At 60.7% G+C, this 21,056-nt stretch carries 17 protein-coding genes and 5 tRNA genes; 18 read left to right on the top strand and 4 right to left on the bottom strand.

Annotated elements, in window-relative coordinates; all coding sequences use genetic code 11:
* Positions 1-38: 38 nt before the first annotated feature.
* The 7 genes from ACSAMP_RS10475 to ACSAMP_RS10505 all read left to right on the top strand — a co-directional run bounded on the left by ACSAMP_RS10475 (position 39) and on the right by ACSAMP_RS10505 (position 2,403).
* Positions 39-114, top strand: a tRNA-Asn gene (locus ACSAMP_RS10475).
* Between the two features lie 61 nt (positions 115-175).
* Positions 176-252, top strand: a tRNA-Ile gene (locus tag ACSAMP_RS10480).
* 3 nt (positions 253-255) lie between these two features.
* Positions 256-331: transfer RNA gene (locus ACSAMP_RS10485), tRNA-Trp, on the top strand.
* Between the two features lie 37 nt (positions 332-368).
* Positions 369-445, top strand: a tRNA-Asp gene (locus ACSAMP_RS10490).
* Between the two features lie 8 nt (positions 446-453).
* Positions 454-529: transfer RNA gene (locus ACSAMP_RS10495), tRNA-Thr, on the top strand.
* Positions 530-620: 91 nt separating this feature from the next.
* Positions 621-1,724, top strand: coding sequence for an SLC13 family permease (locus ACSAMP_RS10500; protein WP_457800422.1), 1,104 nt, complete (start codon positions 621-623; stop codon positions 1,722-1,724).
* 106 nt (positions 1,725-1,830) lie between these two features.
* Positions 1,831-2,403 carry a hypothetical protein gene (locus ACSAMP_RS10505; protein ID WP_457800423.1) on the top strand — a complete coding sequence of 191 codons (573 nt, stop codon included), beginning with the start codon at positions 1,831-1,833 and terminating at the stop codon, positions 2,401-2,403.
* A 65-nt stretch (positions 2,404-2,468) separates the two neighbouring features.
* Here the strand turns inward: ACSAMP_RS10505 and murI are convergent, their stop codons facing one another.
* The 3 genes from murI to gltS all read right to left on the bottom strand — a co-directional run bounded on the left by murI (position 2,469) and on the right by gltS (position 5,314).
* The gene (gene murI, locus ACSAMP_RS10510; RefSeq protein ID WP_457800424.1) at positions 2,469-3,305 is read right to left on the bottom strand and encodes a glutamate racemase; all 837 of its coding nucleotides are present in this window, start codon (positions 3,303-3,305) and stop codon (positions 2,469-2,471) included.
* Positions 3,306-3,344: 39 nt separating this feature from the next.
* The gene (locus ACSAMP_RS10515) at positions 3,345-3,959 is read right to left on the bottom strand and encodes a 5-formyltetrahydrofolate cyclo-ligase (protein WP_457800425.1); all 615 of its coding nucleotides are present in this window, start codon (positions 3,957-3,959) and stop codon (positions 3,345-3,347) included.
* 152 nt (positions 3,960-4,111) lie between these two features.
* Positions 4,112-5,314, bottom strand: a complete 1,203-nt coding sequence (gene gltS / locus ACSAMP_RS10520) for a sodium/glutamate symporter (protein WP_457800426.1) — start codon at positions 5,312-5,314, stop codon at positions 4,112-4,114.
* A 628-nt stretch (positions 5,315-5,942) separates the two neighbouring features.
* Here gltS and ACSAMP_RS10525 point away from each other — a divergent pair.
* From ACSAMP_RS10525 to ACSAMP_RS10550, 6 genes are all read left to right on the top strand, one after another.
* Positions 5,943-6,290: a DUF3870 domain-containing protein gene (locus tag ACSAMP_RS10525; RefSeq protein WP_457800427.1), complete on the top strand. Its 348-nt coding sequence runs from the start codon at positions 5,943-5,945 to the stop codon at positions 6,288-6,290.
* A gap of 236 nt (positions 6,291-6,526) precedes the next feature.
* A complete protein-coding gene (locus ACSAMP_RS10530; RefSeq protein WP_457800428.1) occupies positions 6,527-7,906 on the top strand; it encodes a serine hydroxymethyltransferase in 1,380 nt (459 codons plus the stop codon).
* A 22-nt stretch (positions 7,907-7,928) separates the two neighbouring features.
* Positions 7,929-8,795, top strand: a complete 867-nt coding sequence (locus ACSAMP_RS10535) for a bifunctional 5,10-methylenetetrahydrofolate dehydrogenase/5,10-methenyltetrahydrofolate cyclohydrolase (RefSeq protein WP_457800429.1) — start codon at positions 7,929-7,931, stop codon at positions 8,793-8,795.
* A gap of 234 nt (positions 8,796-9,029) precedes the next feature.
* A complete protein-coding gene (locus tag ACSAMP_RS10540) occupies positions 9,030-10,094 on the top strand; it encodes a GGDEF domain-containing protein (RefSeq protein WP_457800430.1) in 1,065 nt (354 codons plus the stop codon).
* Between the two features lie 79 nt (positions 10,095-10,173).
* Positions 10,174-11,643 carry a sigma-54 interaction domain-containing protein gene (locus tag ACSAMP_RS10545; RefSeq protein ID WP_457800431.1) on the top strand — a complete coding sequence of 490 codons (1,470 nt, stop codon included), beginning with the start codon at positions 10,174-10,176 and terminating at the stop codon, positions 11,641-11,643.
* Between the two features lie 222 nt (positions 11,644-11,865).
* The gene (locus ACSAMP_RS10550; protein WP_457800432.1) at positions 11,866-13,428 is read left to right on the top strand and encodes an HAL/PAL/TAL family ammonia-lyase; all 1,563 of its coding nucleotides are present in this window, start codon (positions 11,866-11,868) and stop codon (positions 13,426-13,428) included.
* A gap of 66 nt (positions 13,429-13,494) precedes the next feature.
* Here ACSAMP_RS10550 and ACSAMP_RS10555 read toward each other — a convergent pair whose 3' ends face one another.
* Positions 13,495-15,405 carry a PrpR N-terminal domain-containing protein gene (locus ACSAMP_RS10555; protein ID WP_457800433.1) on the bottom strand — a complete coding sequence of 637 codons (1,911 nt, stop codon included), beginning with the start codon at positions 15,403-15,405 and terminating at the stop codon, positions 13,495-13,497.
* A gap of 348 nt (positions 15,406-15,753) precedes the next feature.
* Here ACSAMP_RS10555 and ACSAMP_RS10560 point away from each other — a divergent pair, with 348 nt between their 5' ends.
* From ACSAMP_RS10560 to ACSAMP_RS10580, 5 genes are all read left to right on the top strand, one after another.
* Positions 15,754-16,656, top strand: a complete 903-nt coding sequence (locus tag ACSAMP_RS10560) for a dihydrodipicolinate synthase family protein (RefSeq protein ID WP_457800434.1) — start codon at positions 15,754-15,756, stop codon at positions 16,654-16,656.
* A 32-nt stretch (positions 16,657-16,688) separates the two neighbouring features.
* Entirely contained in the window at positions 16,689-17,189 is a 501-nt protein-coding gene (locus ACSAMP_RS10565) for a tripartite tricarboxylate transporter TctB family protein (protein ID WP_457800435.1), read from the top strand.
* Positions 17,190-17,208: 19 nt separating this feature from the next.
* Positions 17,209-18,714, top strand: a complete 1,506-nt coding sequence (locus ACSAMP_RS10570; RefSeq protein WP_457800436.1) for a tripartite tricarboxylate transporter permease — start codon at positions 17,209-17,211, stop codon at positions 18,712-18,714.
* Between the two features lie 51 nt (positions 18,715-18,765).
* Positions 18,766-19,782, top strand: a complete 1,017-nt coding sequence (locus tag ACSAMP_RS10575) for a tripartite tricarboxylate transporter substrate binding protein (protein ID WP_457800437.1) — start codon at positions 18,766-18,768, stop codon at positions 19,780-19,782.
* A 66-nt stretch (positions 19,783-19,848) separates the two neighbouring features.
* Positions 19,849-21,039 carry a pyridoxal phosphate-dependent aminotransferase gene (locus tag ACSAMP_RS10580; protein WP_457800438.1) on the top strand — a complete coding sequence of 397 codons (1,191 nt, stop codon included), beginning with the start codon at positions 19,849-19,851 and terminating at the stop codon, positions 21,037-21,039.
* The last annotated feature ends 17 nt before the right edge of the window (positions 21,040-21,056 follow it).

Consider the following 21,056-nt stretch of genomic DNA (forward strand, 5'->3'; position numbering starts at 1 on the left):
CACAAGGGTCTGGTCGACCAGACCGGACCCTTTCACATTCCTCAATAGCTCAGTCGGTAGAGCATGCGGCTGTTAACCGCAGGGTCGTTGGTTCGAGTCCAACTTGGGGAGCCAAAGCGGCTTGTCGCCAGAACGACGGCAAGCCGCTCTTTCAAGAAATAAGTTTGAACGGTTTGGGCCTTTAGCTCAGTTGGTTAGAGCAGCCGGCTCATAACCGGTCGGTCCACGGTTCGAGCCCGTGAAGGCCCACCATATAGGGGTATAGCTCAGCTGGTAGAGCAGCGGTCTCCAAAACCGCGTGCCGAGGGTTCGATTCCTTCTGCCCCTGCCATTGTGAATTACGGTTCTTCCGTTTCGATATTTTAAATGGCTCGGTAGTTCAGTTGGTTAGAACGCCGGCCTGTCACGCCGGAGGTCGAGGGTTCAAGTCCCTTCCGAGTCGCCATTTAATTTGCTGCTATAGCTCAGTCGGTAGAGCGCATCCTTGGTAAGGATGAGGTCGGCAGTTCGAATCTGCCTAGCAGCTCCACAAAAACCTTGAAGTCGATTGGCTTCAAGGTTTTTTTATGTCTAAAATAGCCTGTTGTTACTGAGCTGAGAGCCATGAAAAGGAGTTTTTTATGAGTAAGATTCAATGCTGGTGTCGTGCTAATGCTATGCTGGCTATTTCACTATTGGCCGCAGTTGTAACGGCATTCTTTGTTCCGCCCGATAGGGACTACTTGGGTTATTACGACCTTAAAACGCTTTCCTGCCTGTTTAGTGTTTTGGCGGTGGTAGGTGCTTTGCGAGACCTGCATATCTTTTCTGCCCTCTCCCAGCGGATGGTGCGCACTTTTTCCACGGTTCGGGGCGTGTGTACGGCATTAGTGGTTATTACTATGTTCGGTTCTATGCTTCTGACCAACGATACCGCTTTGTTGACCTTCCTGCCGCTGGGCTGGTTTGTCCTTTCCTCCACAAGTCAGGACAAGCATACTGCGCTCCTTTTCATCCTGCAAAACTGCGCCGCTAACCTGTGTGGAATGATCACGCCTTTCGGCAATCCGCAAAATCTCTATCTTTTCAGTTATTATGGTCTTTCTACGAAAACGTTCTTTTCTGTTATGATGCCGCCGTTCCTCCTGTCTGCTGTTCTGATTCTCCTGTGCTGCTTGGCGTTTCCAAAAGAACAGCTTTCGGTTCCGGAAGCACGGATCGCGATAGACTCACGCCGAGCCGTCACCTATGGTGTGCTATTCTGTTTAGCCGTTGCCATGGTGCTGCGGCTGGTACCCTATATTCTTGGCCTGATTATTATTGTTCTGGCGCTCTGGTTTCTGGATCGGCACGCACTGAAAACTGTGGACTGGGGACTGCTGGCCACTTTTGCCGCTTTTTTCACCTTTTCCGGAAATCTTGCCCGAATGGAAGCTGTTCGGGTACTGTTTGCCCGTCTTTTATCCCACGGTACCATGCTGATTTCCGCGCTTACCTGCCAGATCATCAGCAATGTCCCTGCCTCTATTCTACTCAGCCGATTCACACAAGATGCCAGCGGGCTTTTGATTGGCGTCAATGTGGGCGGTGCGGGGACACTGGTGGCTTCTCTGGCAAGTCTTATTACCTTTCGAGAATATACGCGCCGCATTCCCGGCGGAGGCAAGCACTTTCTCTTACTATTTTCCGGAATCAGCTTTACATTTCTGGCGATTCTTCTGGTTGTAATGTCCGTTCTGATGTGATAGGCCGTTGCTATGTGACGGCGTAAGATTTTTCTTTTCGTTCAGCGCTTGCCACGCCCCTTTCTACGGGCTATAATATGGGAAAACCATCTAGGAGGCACAGATCATGAAGAAAATTTTTGCGGCGGCCACGGCGCTGGCCCTGTGCGCCGGGCTTTTGGCCGGGTGCGGACAGAACAGCGGCGGGGGGAAGGCCGACGGCGGTCTGGCGGACAGTCTGCCCATCGACCTGGAGTTTGCCAGCGGCGTGGGGGCCTGGAGCACGGACCTGACTCTGGAGCCGGACGGCTCCTTCTCCGGCGTGTACCACGATTCGGACATGGGGGACAGCGAAGAGAGCTACCCCGACGGGACCATGTATACCTGCACCTTCTCCGGGAAGTTCACGGACATCAAGCAGCTGGACGACCACAGCTATTCCCTGACGCTGGAGGACCTCACCAGCGACTATGAGCAGGACAAGGAGTGGGTGGAGGACGGCGTGCGCTACGTCTCCTCGGAGCCCTATGGCGTGGAGGAGGGGAAGGACTTTATCCTCTATCTGCCCGACACGCCCACAGACGGCCTGGACGAGGAATTCCTGTCCTGGTGGCCCGGACAGTATCAGGAGGAGAAGACGGGCACGTTGGACTTCTACGGCCTTTATAACGTGGACAAGGGCTACGGCTTCTTTGGTTGACAACAGCAGACGCCCCCGGCGCATCGGTGTGAAAACCGGTGAGCCGGGGGCGTATTTTATTTTCTTCAGATGGCGGGCTGGTCGGCGATCTGCATGGGGGGCAGATACTGCACGGAGCGGATGGAGGTCAGGCCAACGCGGTTGGCCTTTTTGATGTACTCCTCCAGGCTGCCGGTGGTGAAGATGTCCATGCGGCCGGGGGCCCGCTGGTCGTTGCGCAGGCCCCGGGCGTCCAGGTCCCGGGAGAGGGTCTTGGCCATCTGCCGGGCGGGGTCCAGCAGGTCCAGGGTGGGGTACAGGCGGCGGATGTTGTCCTCCACCAGGGGATAGTGGGTGCAGCCCAGCACGCAGCACTGGATGTGGTCCACGTTCACCAGGCCGTCCAGACCGGCGCGGATCTCGGCGTCGATGGCAGGCTGGGCGGCGGGGTCGCCTACATTCTGCTCCACCAGGTTGGCCAGGTCGGGGCAGCCGTGGCTGAACACCTGGCGCTCCGGGGCCTGCTTGTGGATCAGGTTGGGATAGCAGCCCGACTGAGCGGTGAAGCAGGTGGAGATGACGCCCACCCGCTGATAGGCTGTGGCGGCCACGGCGTCGGCCCCCGCCTGGACCACGCTGAGGACGGGGCAGCGCATCTCGTCCCGATATTGGTCGATGAGACAGGAGATGGTGTTGCAGGCGACCAGAAGGGCCTTCACGTTATGGCTGTCCATAAAGCGAAGCATATAGCGGGTCATTTCTAAGATCTCCTCGGCGGTGTGGTTGCCATAGGGGGTGTTGGCCCCGTCGCCCAGATAGAGGATGTTCTCCTGGGGCAGCAGCTCCTGCACCCGGCGGGCCACGCTGAAGCCGCCGATGCCCGAATCGATCACGCCGATGGCGTCAGTCTTTTGGTTTATCATAAATGGATGCCTCCCTAAAATTTTCAACGGTAACAGTGTTCACGCCCACACCCGAAAGGCGGGGCTGCGGCGGCCCAGGTCCAGCACGCCCTTGCGATAGACGCCGAACTCGGTGATCACCAGGGGAAAGACCACGTCGTGGGGCTCCCGGGGGATGATGGTGCGCAGCAGGCTCTCCCGGCAGAGCATGGCGGCGTTTTCGGGATTTCCGGCGAAAAAGCGGTCATAGAACCCGGTGCCCTGGCCCAGACGGTGGCCCAGGCGGTCACAGCTGACGCAGGGGATGATGGACAGGTCCACCTGGTCCAGGGTCATTTTGGGGGTGTCCTCCTCCGGCTCCAGCACGCCATAGGCGCCCCGGTGGAGCTGGTCCAGGCTGGTGATCTGCCGGGGCTCCATGATCCCCTCCCCCACGCAGAGGGGGACGCAGAGGGTCTTTCCGCTGTGCAGGGCGTCCAGCAGAACGGGGGTGGTGTCGATCTCCCGGGTGGTGCTGACAAAGCAGAACAGGCTCTGGGCCCGGCGGTATTCCGGCAGGGCCAGCACCTGGATGGCCACCGCCTGGTCAGACCGGGCCCGGTCACAGATGGAGATCAGCTGCTCGTCCCGGCGCACGGCCATGCGGAGCTGACGCTTGCGTTGTGTGATCGTCATGGGAAAGGGACCCTCCTTGCAAAAAATAAAAGGCCAGAAGCAGGCGGCTGGCGTGCCGCCTGTTTCTGACCTTTGGTAGGTATGTGCTTCGGGGACGCCGGAGCACCGGTAGAAAAGGGGATATGAAATTAGACGCGGGGGAGAGACAGCGCTTACAGGACGTTCATGAAGAACGTGAGGATCAGGGAGTTCACGATGTCGGTGAAGAAGCCGCCGCACACGGGGATGATGAGGTAGGCCTTTTCAGAGGGCCCGAAGACCTTCGTCAGGGCGTCCATGTTGGCCATGGCGTTGGGGGTGGCGCCCATGCCGAAGCCGCAGTGACCGGCGCTGAGGACGGCGGCGTCGTAATCCCGGCCCATCATGTTGAAGGTGACGAAATAGACGAACAGGCCGGTGAGCACCGTCTGGATGAGCAGGATGGCCACCATGGGACCGGCCAGATCGGCCAGCTGCCACAGCTGCATGCCCATCATGGCCAGGGCCAGGAAGAAGTTCAGGCTGATGGAGCCGATGGTCTCGATCTCCTGCACGGGCAGGTCCAGGTCAAACTTGTCGCAGATGGCGTTGCGGATGATGATGCCGATGATCATGGAGCCCACATAGGAGGCCAGGGTGATGTTGAACTTGTCGAAGAGCATACTGATCAGGGTGCCCGGGCCGCAGGCCAGGAAGATGAGGGCCAGGGCCAGGGTGCCCCGGTCCACGTCCAGCTTGGCGGTGCCCTCGGTGTTCTTCTTCAGCTCCAGCAGGGCCTCGTGATCCACCTGGGCGGCGTCGCTGGAGCTCAGGCCCAGCTTCTTGATGCGGCGGCGGGCCAGGGGGTTGCCGATGACGTTACCGGCCACCAGACCATAGGTAGCGGCGGCCACGCCGACGGTGAGGGCGTTCTGCACGCCCATGCTCTCCAGCAGGGGGGCGAAGGCGGTGGTGGTGCCGTGGCCGCCGGTGAGGGGCATGGAGCCCAGGGCCAGACCCAGCAGGGGCTGGAGACCGAAGACCTTGCACAGGGCGGCGCCGACCACGTCCTGGATGCCGATGAGGATACACACGGCCACCAGGAAGACGATGAGGGACTTGCCGCCCTTCTTCAGCATGCCGAATCCGGCGGTGAAGCCCACGCTGGTGAAGAAGACGTTCATAAACACGCTTTGCAGCGTGGTGTCAACGGAGAGTTGCAGTACGCCGGTCTGATACAGGATCAGGTTCACGATGGCGTAGATAATGCCGCCGATGACGGGGCTGGGGATGCAGTAAGTACGGAAGACGGAAATTTTCGATTTCAGAAACGCGCCGAAGTAGAAGATGGCAACGGCAAGCGCCATAGACTGATACAGGTTAAGGGACAGACTCATATTATCTCAGCTCCTATTTTTCATTTCTTGCTCCCTGCTTAACCCAAGCAGCTTACGGAACGGGGAAGACCGGGGGCCTTCCAATGACGGGTGGTGCTGAACCCTTATATTTTTGAAGAGCCGCGCTCAAACCGCTCCTTCAAAAACAAAGGGCTAGAAAGATTTCTTTGTGTCCGCGCCCACATTGGCGGGGGACAAAGAGCTTTCTGGCCTTTTCCATCTCTGGTCACGGAGGATATCCGGGACCCAATGAAGAAGACTTATTTTATTGTATGGGGGTGTGCGTGGGTTTTGCGTCTTTAAAATTTCAAAGCAATTGCATGATACACCAAACAAACGAAAGTGTAAAGACGGAAAACAGCACAAAATGAAGGTTGGGATTTTGTGTAGGATGCCCGATTGACGGGAAAAGAAAATTGTGCTATCCTGTGGGCAAGTTAAATTTATTGGTTTTGAGATGACCTCTCAAAATCAAAATAAATTTGGACGAAGCCAAACATTCTTTGTGGCGCGATACCTTATTGATACGGATATGTATTGTGGTATCTCTCCATTGTTGTTTGCTTGCGTCCGTTTTTTATTTGCCAAACGGGGCCCCAAACCGGAAAACAGAAAGGATGGATGCAAGATGTATTGGCCGGACGATTCGGTCTTTATCACCGGCGTAGCCAAGGTCACCAAGGACGACGCCATCAACGCCATGTACGGCACCTTTTCCCTCAGCCTGGTGGTGGACGTCCACAGCAACCGCATCCTAAGCGCCAGCGGGAACATGGTCATGCAGAACACCAACGACTTTTTGGCCCACCTGCTCATCGGGAAGAACATCGTCACCCAGATGGATGAGATGTGCGACGTCCTGAAAAAGCGCTTTCTGGCCCTGGCCCAAAAGGCGGTGATCGTGGCCCTGCGGGACGCCCAGAACCACTATCTCATGGCCTATCCCGCCGCCCGGGAGAATCCCACCGGAATTTAAGTCCCAGCGAAAACAGCATAACGACCCGCGTGGGTCGGAGGTTCCTTACAAAATTGGTTTCTCAGTCTCCCCCTGAGAAACTGCCCTTTGGAAGGTCGGCTTTTTGGACACGGTGCCCGCCGTGCCCCTGAGTCGGCCTTCCTTTTTTGCGAAAATCGGGCAGAATTCAGGGCGGAAAGCCAAAATACACACAAAACACACAATATTTTGTCATAACAGGAAGGGAGCAATTTATTATGTCTAACCCCACCAAACAGGATGCGATCAAGCTGCTGGACGTGTTCGACCCCGAGATGGCCACCCTGCTGCACCGGGAGGAGAAGCGCCAGTTCGAGACCATCGGCCTCATTGCCTCTGAAAACGTGGTGTCCCCCATGGCCTCCTGCCTGGAGGGCTCCGCCTTCACCAACAAGAACACCGAGGGCTATGCCGGCAAGCGCTTTGTGGGCGGCTGTCAGCTGTCCGACCAGGCCGAGCTGCTGGCCGTGGAGCGGGTGAAGCTGGCCTTTGGCGTGGACCACGCCAACATCCAGTGCGGCAACGCCACCATCGCCAACATCGCCGTCCTGCGGGCCTTCCTGAAGCCCGGCGACACCTTTATGGGTCTGACCCTGGACAACGGCGGCCACCTGAGCCACGGCGCCAAGTTCCACTTCAGCGGCGCCATGTTCAACGCCGTCCACTATGGCGTCAGCCGTGAGACCGAGATGATCGACATGGACGAGGTCCACCGCCTGGCCCTGGAGAACAAGCCCAAGCTGATCTGTGTGGGCGCTTCCTCCTATCCCCGCCTCATCGACTATAAGCGCTTCCGGGAGATCTGCGACGAGGTGGGCGCTTACTTCTGGGTGGACTGCGCCCACGACTGCGGCCTGATCGCCGGCGGCGCCATCCCCAGCCCCGTGGAGTATGCCCACGTCATCACCTTCTCCACCCAGAAGACCCTGCGCGGTCCCCGCGGCTGCGGCGTGATCCTGGTGTGCAAGGACATCGAGATCCCCGACGGCAAGAACAAGGACGGCTCCCCCAAGTATACCAAGCTGAGCCTGAAGATCGACCGCTCCGTGTTCCCCCGCCTGCAGGGCGGCCCCAAGGGCGACATGCTGGCCGCCCGGGGCGTGCTGTTCTATGAGCTGCTCCAGCCCGAGTTCAAGGAGTATGCCAAGCAGGTGTGCAAGAACGCCAAGGCCCTGGCCAAGGGCTGCGCCGACGAGGGCATGCGCCTGATCACCGGCGGCACCGACACCCACATGGTCATGATCGACGTGACCCCCCTGGGCGTGAACGGCCTGGAGGCCGAGACCCTGCTGAACAGCCTGGGCCTGGTCACCAACAAGAACATGATCCCCTATGACCAGCTGCCCCCCAGCTGCGGCAGCGGCCTGCGCATCGGCAGCCCCACCATGACCACCCGCGGCGCCAAGGAGGAGGAGATGGAGCACATCGGCCACCTGCTGGGCAAGGCCCTGAAGAACAAGGACAACCAGGCCGTTCTGGACGAGATCGCCGCCGAGGTCAAGCAGATCGCCACCTCTCACCCCATGTTCTCCAGCGAGTGGGTCTCCCCCTCCATCCGCAAGGACTTTGAGGACATGTACTACAACGTGGAGTATTGAGCACAGAAAGGAACGATGCGCAATGGCTCTGTTATTAAAAGGCGGCCCCGTGGCCGAGGCCATGAGCCAGCGGCTGCTGGATCAGTGTGCCACCTTGAAGGAGGCGGGCGTGACCCCCGTCTTCGCCATCGTCCGGGTGGGCGAAAAGGCCAACGACATCTCCTATGAGCGGGGCGCCACCAAGCGGGCCCAGGCTCTGGGCGTGGAGGTGCGCAACTTCATTCTGCCCGAGTCGGTCACCGAGGACCAGCTGGTGGAGACCCTGGAGGGCATCAATCACGACAGCGGCATCCACGGCTGCCTGATGTTCCGGCCCCTGCCCCCCCACCTGGACACCCCCAGAGTGGCCCGGACGCTGGACGCCTCTAAGGACGTGGACGCCATGACCTCCTCCGCCATGGGCGTGCTGCTGTCCCCCAGCGCGGTGGGCTATGCCCCCTGCACCGCCCAGGCCAGCCTGGAGATTCTGAAGTATTACCAGATCCCCCTTCAGGGCAAGCGGATCACCGTCATTGGCAAGAGCATGACCGTGGGTCTGCCCACCGCCCTGCTGATGATGAACGAGGAGGCCACCGTCTCCGTCTGCCACATCCTCTCCCGGCCCGAGGACACCCGGGACCTGTGCAAGGACGCTGACATCATCATCTCCGCCGCGGGCTGCCCCGGCCTGGTGACGCGCGACTATGTGCGCCACGGCCAGATCGTGGTGGACGTGGGCGTCACCCTGGGCAAGGACGGCAAGCTCCACGGCGACGTGGCCTTTGAAGAGGTGGAACCCATCGTGGAGGCCATCACCCCCGTCCCCGGCGGCGTGGGCTCCGTCACCTCCACCGTGCTGGTGGGCCACGTGGTGGAAGCCGCCATGCGCCGGCTGTGGAAAGATCAGTAAACCTTTCTCAAATCGTCACGCAAAACACATAAACTTAACCTTCCAGACCTTCTTTCTATCACTTCCTGACTGCATTGTGGGGGAGCCTCAGCCGAATGCGCGGCTGGGGCTCCTCCCCATTTTCTCGGGAAAATTCCTTGAAATTTCCGGGGGAATACAGTAAAATAGATGCGTTGTTTTGACAAAACCTGCGTCAGGAGCGCAATGAGACCTGATAGGAGAGGAGGGCCTGGCATGACGGCCTATTACACCGGGATGATCTATCTCACCTGCTTTGCCATGGGCATCATGGCCCTGATCGTCCACAGCAGCGACTGGCTGGACCGGGAGAAGCAGCGGCAGTTTCAGGTGATCTTTGCCACAGTGGCGGCAGCCGCCGGGGCGGAGTGGCTCACCGTCTTTCTGGACGGCAGCGGCCCGGGGCTGCGCTGGCTGCACCTGGGGGTGAAGGTGCTGGAGCTGACCATCGCCCCCTTTGTGGCGGTGGAGTTTCTCCGGGCGCTGGACGCGGAGAAAAGGGCCCGGCAGCTGAAGTGGCTGCTTATCGTCCACGGGGCGGTGGAGGTGGCCGCCGCCCCCTTCGGCCTGATCGTGGCCTTTGACGCAAACAACGTCTATGTCCACGGGGAGCTCTATTGGATATACGTGGCGGTCTATTTCACCGCCGCCCTGGTGTTCATCTGGGAGGGGGTGCGCTTTGGCCGCCGGAACCAGGCCGCCGGGGGCAACATCATGGCCCTGATCCTGGTGTTTTTCGCCAGCGGGGTGGCGATGCGCCTGTGCAACCGGCAGATCCGGGCGGACTATCCCTGTCTGGCCTTTGCGGTGATGTTCACCTATCTCTATTACTCCGGCGTGGTGCAGAACGCCGACGCCCTCACCGGCCTGCGCAACCGCCGGGGCTATGACAGCCAGCTCTCCCACCTCCGCCGCCCGGCGATCCTGCTGATGATGGACGTGAACCGGTTCAAGGCGGTGAACGACCAGTTCGGCCACCAGTATGGAGACCGGGTGCTCCAGACCATCGCCCGGGCCATGCAGCGGGCCTATGGCCGGGAGGGCCGGTGCTACCGTATCGGCGGGGACGAGTTCTGTGTCATTTTTGACGGGAGCCAGGACCAGGCCCGGACCCGCACGGAGCAGTTCCGCGCCCTGCTGGCGGCGGAGCGGGAGAAGCTGCCCCGCCTGCCCGACGTAGCCGTGGGCATGACCCCCTTCGACCCCGCAGAGACCGACCCGGACAGCGCCGTGAAGCAGGCCGACCGGGAGATGTACGCAAACAAGGTCGCGGGAAGATAACACGTTTTTTAGACTTGTAACATTGCAAATGTTATAAGTCTAAATTTTAAGTTACAATGGAACACGGAGGTGAACCGCTTTGTTGAAAGACCAATACAGCGCGATGCGGCGGGAGGAGCCGTCGGAGCGGGAGCGGCTGCTGGAGGCCGCACTGGACCAGGTGCCCTATGGGGTGCAGATCTATGACCAGGACGCCCACATCGTCTTTTTCAACCGGGCCAGCAAGGAGCAGCTGCTGGGCATCCCCCTGGATCAGACCCTTCAGGGCCAGGCCCTGCTGGACGTGTTCGCCGTCCGGCCCGACTATAGCACCACCATGACCGCCCTGCGCCGGGGCAAAGCCATGAACCGGCGCTTTGACCGGTATAAGTCTACCATCGGCGTGGAGCTGAACACCATCACCTCCGCCTATCCCGTGGCGGGGGAGGACGGGGAGACCCTGGGCTGCGTGACCTTCGAGCGGAACCTGAAGATGACCAAGCGCCTGCTGGAGACGGGGCAGCAGGACCAACAGGCCCTGCTGGAGCACCTGCCGGAGGTGGAGCGCTCCGGCCCCAACACCCGGTATACCCTGGCCGATCTCATCGGCTCCTCCCCCGGACTGGTGGAGGCCAAGGAGCTGGCCCGGAAGATGGCCGCCCGGGACAACAACATCCTCATCCAGGGGGAGACGGGCACGGGCAAAGAGATATTTGCCCAGGGCATCCATAACCTGAGCCTCCGGCGGCGGCAGAAATTTGTGGCGGTGAACTGCGCCGCCTTCCCGGAGACCCTGATCGAGGGGATGCTGTTCGGCACGGTGAAGGGGGCCTTTACCGGCAGCACGGACAAGGTGGGCCTGATGGAGGAGGCCAACCACGGCACCCTGTTCCTGGACGAGCTGAACTCCATGAGCCTGGGGATGCAGGCCAAGCTGCTGCGGGCCTTGCAAGAGCGGCTGATCCAGCGCATCGGCGGCACGGGCTATATCCCCATCGACGTGCGTGTCATCGCCTCCTGCAACGAGGACGCCTATGCCCTCAGCGAGACGGGGAAGCTGCGCAAGGACCTGTTTTACCGCCTGGCCTCTGTCGTCATCGACATCCCGCCCCTGCGGGAGCGGCTGAGCGACCTGAAGGAGCTGGTGTGGCACTATGTTCGGGAGCACCGGGACATGGCCGCCCAGCCGGTGGACGAGATCCGCCCCGCCTTTTGGGAGCGGCTGGAGAAGCACTCCTGGCCGGGCAACGTGCGGGAGCTGTTTCACATCATGGACTATGCCCTCAGCGTGTCGGAGGGGGGCGTGCTCACCGGGACGGAGTTCCCCGGGTATTTTCTGCGCCTTCAGCAGAGCAGGCCGGAGCTTCCCCCGGCGGCGGAGCGGGAGGAAATTGCCCCGGCCAGCTCCCACAGCTTTAATCAGCTGGTACAGAACTATCAGCGCAGGCTGATCCTCCAGGCCTATCAGGCCAGCGGGGAGAACGTCACCCGGGCGGCCAGGCAGCTGGGGCTCAGCCGCCAGAACGTGCAGTATTATCTGAAGAAATTCGGCCTGAATCAGGAAGAATAGAAAAAATATTTTGCGCCAAAAAATTTGACAGTCAAAAATTTTTGCGGTCCCACCCCGGGGCCGCAATTTTTTTGCCCCTGAAAATTTGGGTAAAACCGGGGAAACCGCCGGGTTTTCCACACAAAAAATAAAAATGTGGAAAGCTCAACGCTGGCACGGGATTTGCTTTATATAAAGACAGAAGGATAAACCTCACTTGGACAGACGTTAGGAGGAGTACATATGAACATCTCTGTGAAAGAAGCCCGCCAGATCAAGACCGTCACCCTCACCGACTGCATGGTCACCCTGGACGAGTTCATCGCCGTGGTGAAGTTCGGCGCCAAGCTGGAGTTCTCCCAGCAGATGATCGACGCGGTGAACGCCAACCACGCCCTGCTGGATAAATTCCTGGAGGAGGGCCGGATCATCTATGGCGTGACCACCGGCTTTGGGGAGAACGTGCGCTATACCATCTCCCCCAAGGACGCCACCACCCTTCAGGAGAACATCGTCCGCACCCACTCCTGCGCCGTGGGCGAGCCCCTGGACCGGGAGCAGGCCCGGGCGGTGATGCTGATGACCATCCTGAATGCGGGCAAGGGCCACTCCGGCATCCGCATCGGCACCCTGGACCTGATCCGTAAGATGCTGAACCTGGACCTGATCCCCTTCGCTCCCAGCGAGGGCTCTGTGGGCTATCTGGGCGTGGAGGCCCACCTGGTCATGGCCTATATGGGCGAGGGCAAGATCTTTCAGGACGGCAAGGCCGTGCCCGCCCTGCCCGTGCTGAAGGAAAACGGCCTGGAGCCCCTGGTCCTGTCCTATAAAGAGGGCCTGAGCATGTTAAACGGCACCATCACCGTCACCGCTCTTGGTCTGCTGGCCCTGTATGAGTCCATCACCGCCCTGAAGAACGCGGAGCTGGCCGGGGCCATGTGCTATGAGGCCCTGCGGGGCACCACCAAGGCCCTGGACCCCCGCATCCACGCCAACAAGCACCACGAGGAGCAGGGCAGCTCCGCCGACAACCTGCGCCGGATGCTGGCGGGCAGCAACATCTGCGAAAACCACGTCAACGACAAGGTGCAGGACGCCTATGTCATGCGCTGTATGCCCCACATCCACGGCGCGGCCAAAAAGCTGGTGAAGGAGGCCTATGAGGTCATCGTGGACGAGATGCACTCCGTCAGCGACAACCCGGAGATCTTTGCCGAGGGGGAGAACGACGGCGTGGCCCTGATGAGCGGCAACTTCGACGGCAGCTTTGTGGGGGCCCACGCGGACATGATCTCCATGGCCTGCGCCATCATCGGCAAGGTGGTGGAGCGAGGCACCGACCGCATGGTGAACCGGAACCTGAACGACGGCCTGCCCGCCTTTTTGGTGTCCAACCCCGGGCTGAACAGCGGCTTTATGATCCCCCAGTACACCGCCGCCGGACTGATGAACGAGATCAAGCACCTGGCCATCCCCGCCACCATCGACTCCATCCCCACCTGCGCCGGACAGGAGGACCCGGTGTCCATGGCCTACTACGCCTCCAAGAAGGCCCAGGCCTGCGTGCGCAAGCTGCAATACGTCACCGCCATTGAGATCTACACCGCCCTTCAGGCCACCGACTTCCTCAAGCCGGAGACTCCCTCCCCCGCCATCGCCAAGGTGCGGGACTTCCTGCGTCAGACCATCCCCTTTGTGGACAACGACCGCTTCCTGTATCCCGACATCGAATACATCTTTGACCGGGTGCGGGACTGCACCCTCACCGACCTGGTAGAGGAGGAGATCGGCGAGCTGGCGTTCTGACCGGCGCGCGTAAGAATTCCAAAAGCATAGACACAGCCCGCTCTCGAATGGGAGAGCGGGCTGATTTTATACCCCGATGTGATATTTTTTGATCTTTCGCCACAGGGTGCTCACGCTGATGCCCAGGTCCTGGGCGGTCTCCTGGCGGCGGCCCAGGTTTTTGGCCAGAGCCTGGGCGATACGTTGGGCCTCCTCATTGGGATAGGCTGCAGAAGCGGGAGGGGCCACGGGGGCGGGAGAGACCTCCTGCATTAGGTCACTCAGCAGCCGCTCGTCGATGCTGCGCCGGGGGGCGGAGAGGACCAGCCGCTCGCAAAAGCGGTCCAGCTGGATATAGTTCCCCGGCCAGGGCTGGCGCAGAAACCAGTCGTGGCCGCCCTTGGTCACGGAGAGATAGCGCTGATACTTTTTCAGATAACGGTTGAGATAGAGGGGATAGGTGTATTCGATCTCCTCGGGCATCTCCCGCAGGGCGGGGAAGCGGAGGACCAAGCCGCTCATGAGAAAACGCAGCTCCCGGTCAAAGCCGTCCAGAACTGCCCACTCCTCCGCCGTGGCCTCGGTGGCGGCGATGAGCCGCAGGTCCAGGGGATAGGGGCTGGCGGAGGCGGTGTTCTCCAGCACGTTTTGGGTGAGCAGCCGCCGCAGGCGGTTCTGGGCCTGGGGGCAGAGGAATTCCGGCTTTTGCAGATAGAGGGTGCCGGTGTGGGCCAGGGCGCACAGGGAGCGGGCCACGTCGTACCCCGACTCCCCATAGCCGAACAGCCGCTCCAGCTGCTCCTGGGGGCTGGTCTCGGCGCAGTCCATGGAGACGAAGGGCATTTCCCGCCGCTCGCTGGCGTTGTGGATGGCCTCGGCCAGGACCTGGGGATAGCAGCCCGGCTCATACCGCAGGAGGATGGGGGCGTCAGACAGGGCGAAGCGCTCAGCCTCCTCCCGCAGCTGTTTCATCTGGGGGGAGCGGCAGGGCCAGGTCTGGAAATCGTGGATGGCGGGGTGACGCAGGCGGCGCTGCTCCCGGCGGATGTCGGCGCTGACCGTTTCGATGCGGTCCACCTCGTCGCAGGAGAGGACGCCGCCCACGATGCTGCCGTCGGAGATGCGCACGGGGACCAGGTTGGCCACAAAGCGGTCCGCCCCGATGGTGATGAACACGGAGTTTAAGCTGCTGCCCGTGAGCACCACCCGCTGGAGCTGCTGGTGAGAGATGCCGCTGACCAGGGAGAGGAGGGGCCGGTCATAGATGTCCTCCGCCTTTTGGCCCAGGCGGGCGGTGGCCGCCTTGTTCACCGTGGTGATATAGCCCTCCCGGCTGAAGCGGATGAGGATGGAGAAGGAGCTGTCCAGCATGGTCTGGACCTCGGCGGCGTTGTTCTTCTCCTGGTCGATGGCATAGGCCATGCGCTTGGCGTTGCGCAGCCCCTCCTGAAGGGAGTCCAGGGTGGAGCTGAGGAAGATGGAGGGCACGCTGTGGGCCTGGGCCACGCTGCACGCAATGGTGCCGCCGATGATGGCGTCCACGTGGTCCTGCACCGCCAGCTCCGTCTGCTTGGCCAGACTGGTGGAGGGGTCCGGGTCGTCCGGGGCGATGAGATAGGAGGTGAGGGTGACGTGGAGCAACTCGCTCAGGCGGCAATAGTCGCAGAACATGCTGGCCGTGCCCATGATGGCGATGGTGGGGGGCGTTTTCATGGTGAGGACCTTGGCCTGCTGGATCATCACGCCCAGCTCCTGGGCGGTGACCCGGATATCCACCACCGGCAGGTCGGAGCACTGGCGCACCCGCTCGGCCACCAGTCCACGGGTGAGGATGATGTCGATGCCCTGGTGCTTGGCCTGGCTGACCAGGGCGGGGATCTCGTTATAATCGCCGCTGTATTGCAGGATGACCGCCTGGTCCATGCGCATCATCCGCAGCAGCATCCGCATGGTGTCCCGCAGGTTCTCGTGGGGGAGGATGACCGCCAGCTTTGCCATGATTTGCCGCTCCTTTACCGTGTTATCGTTTGAAAGACCGGGAATTTCACCGGCCTTGCGGGGGCTGAAAACTCTTTTTACAGAGAAATTATAGACTGACCGTTCAAAATGCGCAAGAACTTTTCACAATATTTCGTAAAATAAAATTTAACAGTTCAAAAGATGAACGATTTTCAGGTTCGTCATTTTCTCGCCGCTTTTTTTAGACAAAATGGACATTGTTTCCCCGGGGCTTGTCCGATACAATTTAGCCACGATAAGAAACGGCGGCGGCTGTAACGCCCCCACCCCGGCCGGTATGCGCGGATGCAGGGGGAACGCCGGTTTTATGCAAGGAGGAACTTTTTTATGAAGCAGTTCAAGCTCAGCGGCATCGTGGTGCCCATCATCACCCCCATCGACAAGGAAGAGAACGTGAACGAGGCCAAGCTCCGCGCCCAGGTGGACTATGTCATCGAGGGCGGCGTGAGCGGCATCCTGGCCTTTGGCAGCAACGGCGAGTTCTATATGGTGGAAGAGGACGAGCAGGAGCGGGTGCTGAAGATCATCCTGGATCAGGCCAAGGGCCGCGTCCCCGTGTACATGGGCATCGGCGCCATCAGCACCAAAAAGTGCATCCGCATCGCCAAGATGGCCCAGCGCCTGGGCGCCGACGCCATCAGCGTGCTCCAGCCCATGTTCCTCAAGCCCACCGAGGACGAGCTGTTCCTGCACTTTAAGTCCATCGCCGACAGCGTGCCCGAGATGCCCATGCTGCTGTATAACAACCCCGGCCGAACCGGTTATACCATGAGCGGCAACCTGGTGGAGCGCCTGGCCCACGAGGTGAAGAACATCGTGGGCATGAAGGATTCCTCCGGCGACGTGACCCAGCTGGAGGAGTTCATCCGTCGCAACCAGGACGTGGGCTTCCAGGTCATGGGCGGCAAGGACACCCTGATCTATCCCAGCCTGTGCGTGGGCGCCACCGGCAGCGTGTGTACCACCGCCAACTTCGTGCCCAAGCTGGTCTGCTCCATCTATAACGCTTTCGCCTCCGGCGACCTGAAGGAGGCCCTGCGGCTCCAGTTCCAGTTCAACCCCATGCGCCTGGCCATGGACAAGTCCAGCTTCCCTGTGGCCACCAAGGACTATTGCAACCTGATGGGCCTGGATGTGGGCGACCCCTATCTGCCCAACCTGCCCGCCAGCGGCGCCGGACGCGAGGCCCTGATCCGCGAGTGTGAAAAGGCCGGCTATCTGAAGAAGTAAGCCCGCCGGATGGAGGCAAAGAGGAGGCATCCATGAAAAAGTACAGCGATATCATCTCCGGCGCGGTGCTCTTTGTTCTGGCGGCTGTCTATTACGCCATGGCCACCCAGATCAAGCAGTATAACTCCGGCCTGCCGGGGATCATCACCTCGGATTTCATTCCGAAAGTATACGGCATCGCCGTGATGGTGCTCAGCGCCATCCTGATCTTCCGGGGCATCCGGGACCTGAAGAAGGCCCGGGCCCAGGAGGCGGGGGAGACGGAGGAGGCCAGCCGCTTCCCCGTCGATCCGGCCATCATCCTGGTATTCCTGCTGCTGGTGATCTATGTGGCCCTGCTGGACACCGTGGGCTTTACCATCATGTCCACCCTGTTCGTCCTGGGCCTGTCCTATATCCTGCTGCCCAAGGAGAAGCGCACCCCCAAGACCTGTGTGGCGGTGTTCGTGGTGGCCCTGGTGTTCTCGGTGGCCATCACCCTGATCTTCGTCAAGGGCTTTAGTCTGACGCTCCCCATGGGCGTCCTGGGCTGAGAAGGAGGTTTTTCAAACAATGATCATGCAAGGCATTTCCGCCGTCCTGCTCAACCCCTCGGCTGTGATGTGGGTCTTTGTGGGCACCTTGGTTGGCATCCTGTTCGGCTGTATCCCCGGACTGACCGCCACCATGGCCATCGCCATGTTCCTGCCCATGACCTATGGCATGGCGGCCACCGAGGGCCAGGCCACCCTGATGGCCCTGTACATCGGCGGCATCTCCGGCGGCCTGATCTCCGCCATTCTGCTGAACATCCCCGGCACCCCGGCCTCTATGGCCACCTGTCTGGACGGCACCCCCCTGGCCCGGAAGGGTCAGGCGGGCAAGGCCCTGGGCGTGGGCATCGTGTTCTCCTTTATGGGTACCATCCTCAGCCTGCTGGCCCTGGTGGGTATCTCTCCCGCCCTGGCCAACATCGCCATCAAGTTCGGCCCCTGGGAGTATTTCTCCATCACCGTCTTCTCCCTGACATTGATCATCACCCTGTCCGAGGAGAACCTGGTCAAGGGCCTGATCACCGGCATCATCGGTCTGATGCTGGCCACAGTGGGCCTGGCTCCCATCGACTCGGTGAGCCGCTATACCTTCGGCTCCAACGCCCTGAACGGCGGCTTCGACATCCTCACCGTGCTGGTGGGCGTGTTCGCCATCTCTGAGATCCTGCTGGCGGCGGAGAATAGCCACAAGCCCTCGGCCAGCCAGAAGGCCACCGTCATCACCGACTTTAACATCAAGGGCTTTGGGTTCAGCCTGAAGGAGTTCTTCTCTCAGATACCCAACTGCATCCGCAGCGCCCTGATCGGCATCGGTCTGGGCATCCTGCCCGGTATCGGCTCCGGCACGTCCAACATGCTGTCCTATACCATCGCCAAGAACCAGTCCAAGCACCCCGAGAAGTTCGGCACCGGCATCATCGACGGCGTGGTGGCCTCTGAAACGGCCAACAACGCCACCGTGGGCGGCACCATCATCCCCCTGCTGACCCTGGGCATCCCCGGCGACTCCACCTCCGCTCTGCTGCTGGGTGCCCTGATCATGAAGGGCGTTCAGCCCGGCCCCCTGATCTTCCGGGAGCACGGCGAAGTGGTCTATGCCATCTATGCCGCCGTGGCCCTGTCCTCTCTGTTCATGCTGTTCATCATGTTCTTCGGCATGAAGGGCTTCGTCAAGATCCTGAAGGTGCCCCAGCCCCTGCTGCTGCCCCTGGTCTTTGTGCTGTGCATGGTGGGCGCCTATGGCACCAACAACCGCATCTTCGACTGCTGGGCCCTGATCTTCTTCGGCCTCGTCGGCTATCTGCTGCGCAAGGGCAACTTCCCCACCACGCCGCTGATCCTGGGCTTTGTGCTGGGCTCCATCATGGAGCTGAACTTCCGCCGGGCCCTGTCCTATAGCAACGGCAACTACATGGAGTTCATCACCCACCCCATCTCCGGCGTGTTCCTGGCCATCGCCCTGTTCTCCCTGATCTTCAACCTGTACACCCATCACAAGCGCGTCCAAAGCAAGAAAACTGCTTAAGGATAGATGAAAAGAAAAGGCTTCAAATTTAAGAAAGAGGTGCAAGACAACATGAAAAAACTGCTTTCTCTCGCCCTGGCTACCGTGATGGCCCTGGGACTGGTCTCCTGCGGGAACAGCTCCAGCGGCGGCAACTCCGCCACCTCCGGCTCTGCTGCCTCCGGCAGCGCTTCCGGCGCTGATTGGCCCACCAAGTCCATCAACATCGTGGTGCCCTGGAGCGCCGGCGGCGACACCGACTTCCACGCCCGCACCCTGGGCCAGTATCTGGAGAAGGAGCTGGGCGTGTCCGTTACCGTGGTGAACACCACCGGCGGCGGCGGTTCCGTGGCCTCCACCGAGGTGAAGAACAGCGACCCCGACGGCTATACCTTCCTGGCCTTTGATACCGCTATGGCTCTGAACCACGCCTCCGGCATCACCGACTTCGGCGGCGAGGCCTTTGACCCCGTGGCCATCATCGGCAAGAGCTGCGGCGAGTTCCTGGTCACCCAGGGCGACGCCCCCTATGACACCATCCCCGAGCTGATCGAGTACACCAAGGCTCACCCCGGCGAGGTCCGCATGGCCGCCAACACCGGCGCTACCTCTTACTACGCCGCCATCAAGCTGTCTGAGCAGGGCGCCGACCTGAACATCGTCAACTCCGGCTCCTCCTCCGAGCGCGTGGCCGCTCTGCTGGGCGACCAGATCAACCTGTCCGTGAACGCCTATGGCGTCATCGGCCAGTACATCGAGACCGGCGACCTGAAGATCCTGGGCTGCCTGGCCACCGAGCGCTCTGAGACCTATGCCGACGTGCCCACCGCCGTGGACCAGGGCGTGGATCTGTCCTATGACCTGATCTATAACCTGCTGGCCCCCAAGGGCACCGATCCCGCCATCATTGAGAAGATGAGCGAGGCCTGCCAGAAGATCATCGAGGAGGACTCCAGCTATGCCAAGGCCATCGCCACCTCCTATGGTGAGAAGCCCTTCTACATGAACAGCAGCGAGGCTGTTGACTTCCTGAAGGGCGAGGACGACATGTACATGGAGTATGCCGACCTGTTCCAGGCCAAGTCCTGAGTGTAACACCCATGCAGCGGGGACCGCGAACGCGGTCCCCGCTCTGAAAAGAAGGAGCTATGAACTATGAACGCTGCTGACAAGACCGGCGCCAAGCGCCTGGAGGGCATGTATTTCTCCCCCATCCGCCAAGTGATGGAGAAGGTGGCCAAGGTCCGGGAGGCGGGTCACCCCGTGATCTCCCTGTCCGCCGGCGAGCCCGATTTCAACACCCCCAACCTCATCAAGGAAAAGACCATCGAGGCCCTGCTGCAAAACGAGACCCACTATGCCCCCAACCGCGGCACCCTGGGCCTGCGCACCGAGATCGCCAAGTATCTCCGCCGGAACTTTGACCTGAACTATGACCCCGCCACTGAGGTGCTGCTCACCTGCGGCGGCGCAGAGGCGGTGAACGTGGCCTTTATGACCACCATCGACCAGGGGGACGAGGTCATCGTCTTCACCCCCGCCTTTATGAACTATGAGAATATGATCGCCGAGGCCGGCGGCGTGATGGTCCCCATCCCCCTGCGGGCGGAGGACGGCTTCCAGATCAACTGCGACATTCTGGCCCAGCACATCACCCCCAAAACCAAGATGATCGTCATCAACAACCCCTGCAACCCCACCGGCATCGTCTACAGCCGCCAGACCCTGGAGGGCGTGGCCAAGCTGTGTGTGGAGCACAACATCCTGGTCTTCTCTGACGAGATCTATAACAAGATCGTCTATGACGGAACCGAGTGCTGTTCCATCGCCACCCTGCCCGGTATGCGGGAGCGCACCATCACCATGAACGGATTTTCCAAGGCCTTTGCCATGACCGGCTGGAGAATGGGCTATCTGGCCGCCCCCGCCGAGATGACGAACGACCTGCTGAAGATCCACCAGTACACCACCACTTGCATCTCCACCTTCAGCCAGATCGGCGTGGAGCGGAGCATGAACGCCCCGGAGACCGAGGCCGAGGTGGACAAGATGATAAAGGCTTTCGCCCGCCGCCGCTCCCTGGTCATGTCCAAGCTGGACAAGATCCCCGGTTTGAGCTATATTGAGCCCAAGGGCGCGTTCTACATCTTTGTGGACGTCAGCGGCACCGGCCTGAACGGCGACGACTTTGCCGCCCGTCTGCTGGAAGAGAAGTATGTGGGCATCGTGCCCGGCAGCAAGCTGGGCAAGGGCTTTGACAAATATGTCCGCCTGTCCTATGCCACCAGCGACGAGAACCTGGAGGAGGCCCTCAAGCGCATGGCTGAGCTGGCCGCCGCCCTTTAACTTTGGTTACTCAACAC

It is taken from the genome of Flintibacter sp. SJQ-8 (genome assembly GCF_054108085.1).

Coding starts and splice junctions, on each gene's coding strand:
- ACSAMP_RS10500 (WP_457800422.1), top strand. CDS start 621: ATGAGTAAGATTCAATGCTGGTGTCGTGCTAATGCTATGCTGGCTATT.
- ACSAMP_RS10505 (WP_457800423.1), top strand. CDS start 1,831: ATGAAGAAAATTTTTGCGGCGGCCACGGCGCTGGCCCTGTGCGCCGGG.
- murI (WP_457800424.1), bottom strand. CDS start 3,305: ATGATAAACCAAAAGACTGACGCCATCGGCGTGATCGATTCGGGCATC.
- ACSAMP_RS10515 (WP_457800425.1), bottom strand. CDS start 3,959: ATGACGATCACACAACGCAAGCGTCAGCTCCGCATGGCCGTGCGCCGG.
- gltS (WP_457800426.1), bottom strand. CDS start 5,314: ATGAGTCTGTCCCTTAACCTGTATCAGTCTATGGCGCTTGCCGTTGCC.
- ACSAMP_RS10525 (WP_457800427.1), top strand. CDS start 5,943: ATGTATTGGCCGGACGATTCGGTCTTTATCACCGGCGTAGCCAAGGTC.
- ACSAMP_RS10530 (WP_457800428.1), top strand. CDS start 6,527: ATGTCTAACCCCACCAAACAGGATGCGATCAAGCTGCTGGACGTGTTC.
- ACSAMP_RS10535 (WP_457800429.1), top strand. CDS start 7,929: ATGGCTCTGTTATTAAAAGGCGGCCCCGTGGCCGAGGCCATGAGCCAG.
- ACSAMP_RS10540 (WP_457800430.1), top strand. CDS start 9,030: ATGACGGCCTATTACACCGGGATGATCTATCTCACCTGCTTTGCCATG.
- ACSAMP_RS10550 (WP_457800432.1), top strand. CDS start 11,866: ATGAACATCTCTGTGAAAGAAGCCCGCCAGATCAAGACCGTCACCCTC.
- ACSAMP_RS10555 (WP_457800433.1), bottom strand. CDS start 15,405: ATGGCAAAGCTGGCGGTCATCCTCCCCCACGAGAACCTGCGGGACACC.
- ACSAMP_RS10560 (WP_457800434.1), top strand. CDS start 15,754: ATGAAGCAGTTCAAGCTCAGCGGCATCGTGGTGCCCATCATCACCCCC.
- ACSAMP_RS10565 (WP_457800435.1), top strand. CDS start 16,689: ATGAAAAAGTACAGCGATATCATCTCCGGCGCGGTGCTCTTTGTTCTG.
- ACSAMP_RS10570 (WP_457800436.1), top strand. CDS start 17,209: ATGATCATGCAAGGCATTTCCGCCGTCCTGCTCAACCCCTCGGCTGTG.
- ACSAMP_RS10575 (WP_457800437.1), top strand. CDS start 18,766: ATGAAAAAACTGCTTTCTCTCGCCCTGGCTACCGTGATGGCCCTGGGA.
- ACSAMP_RS10580 (WP_457800438.1), top strand. CDS start 19,849: ATGAACGCTGCTGACAAGACCGGCGCCAAGCGCCTGGAGGGCATGTAT.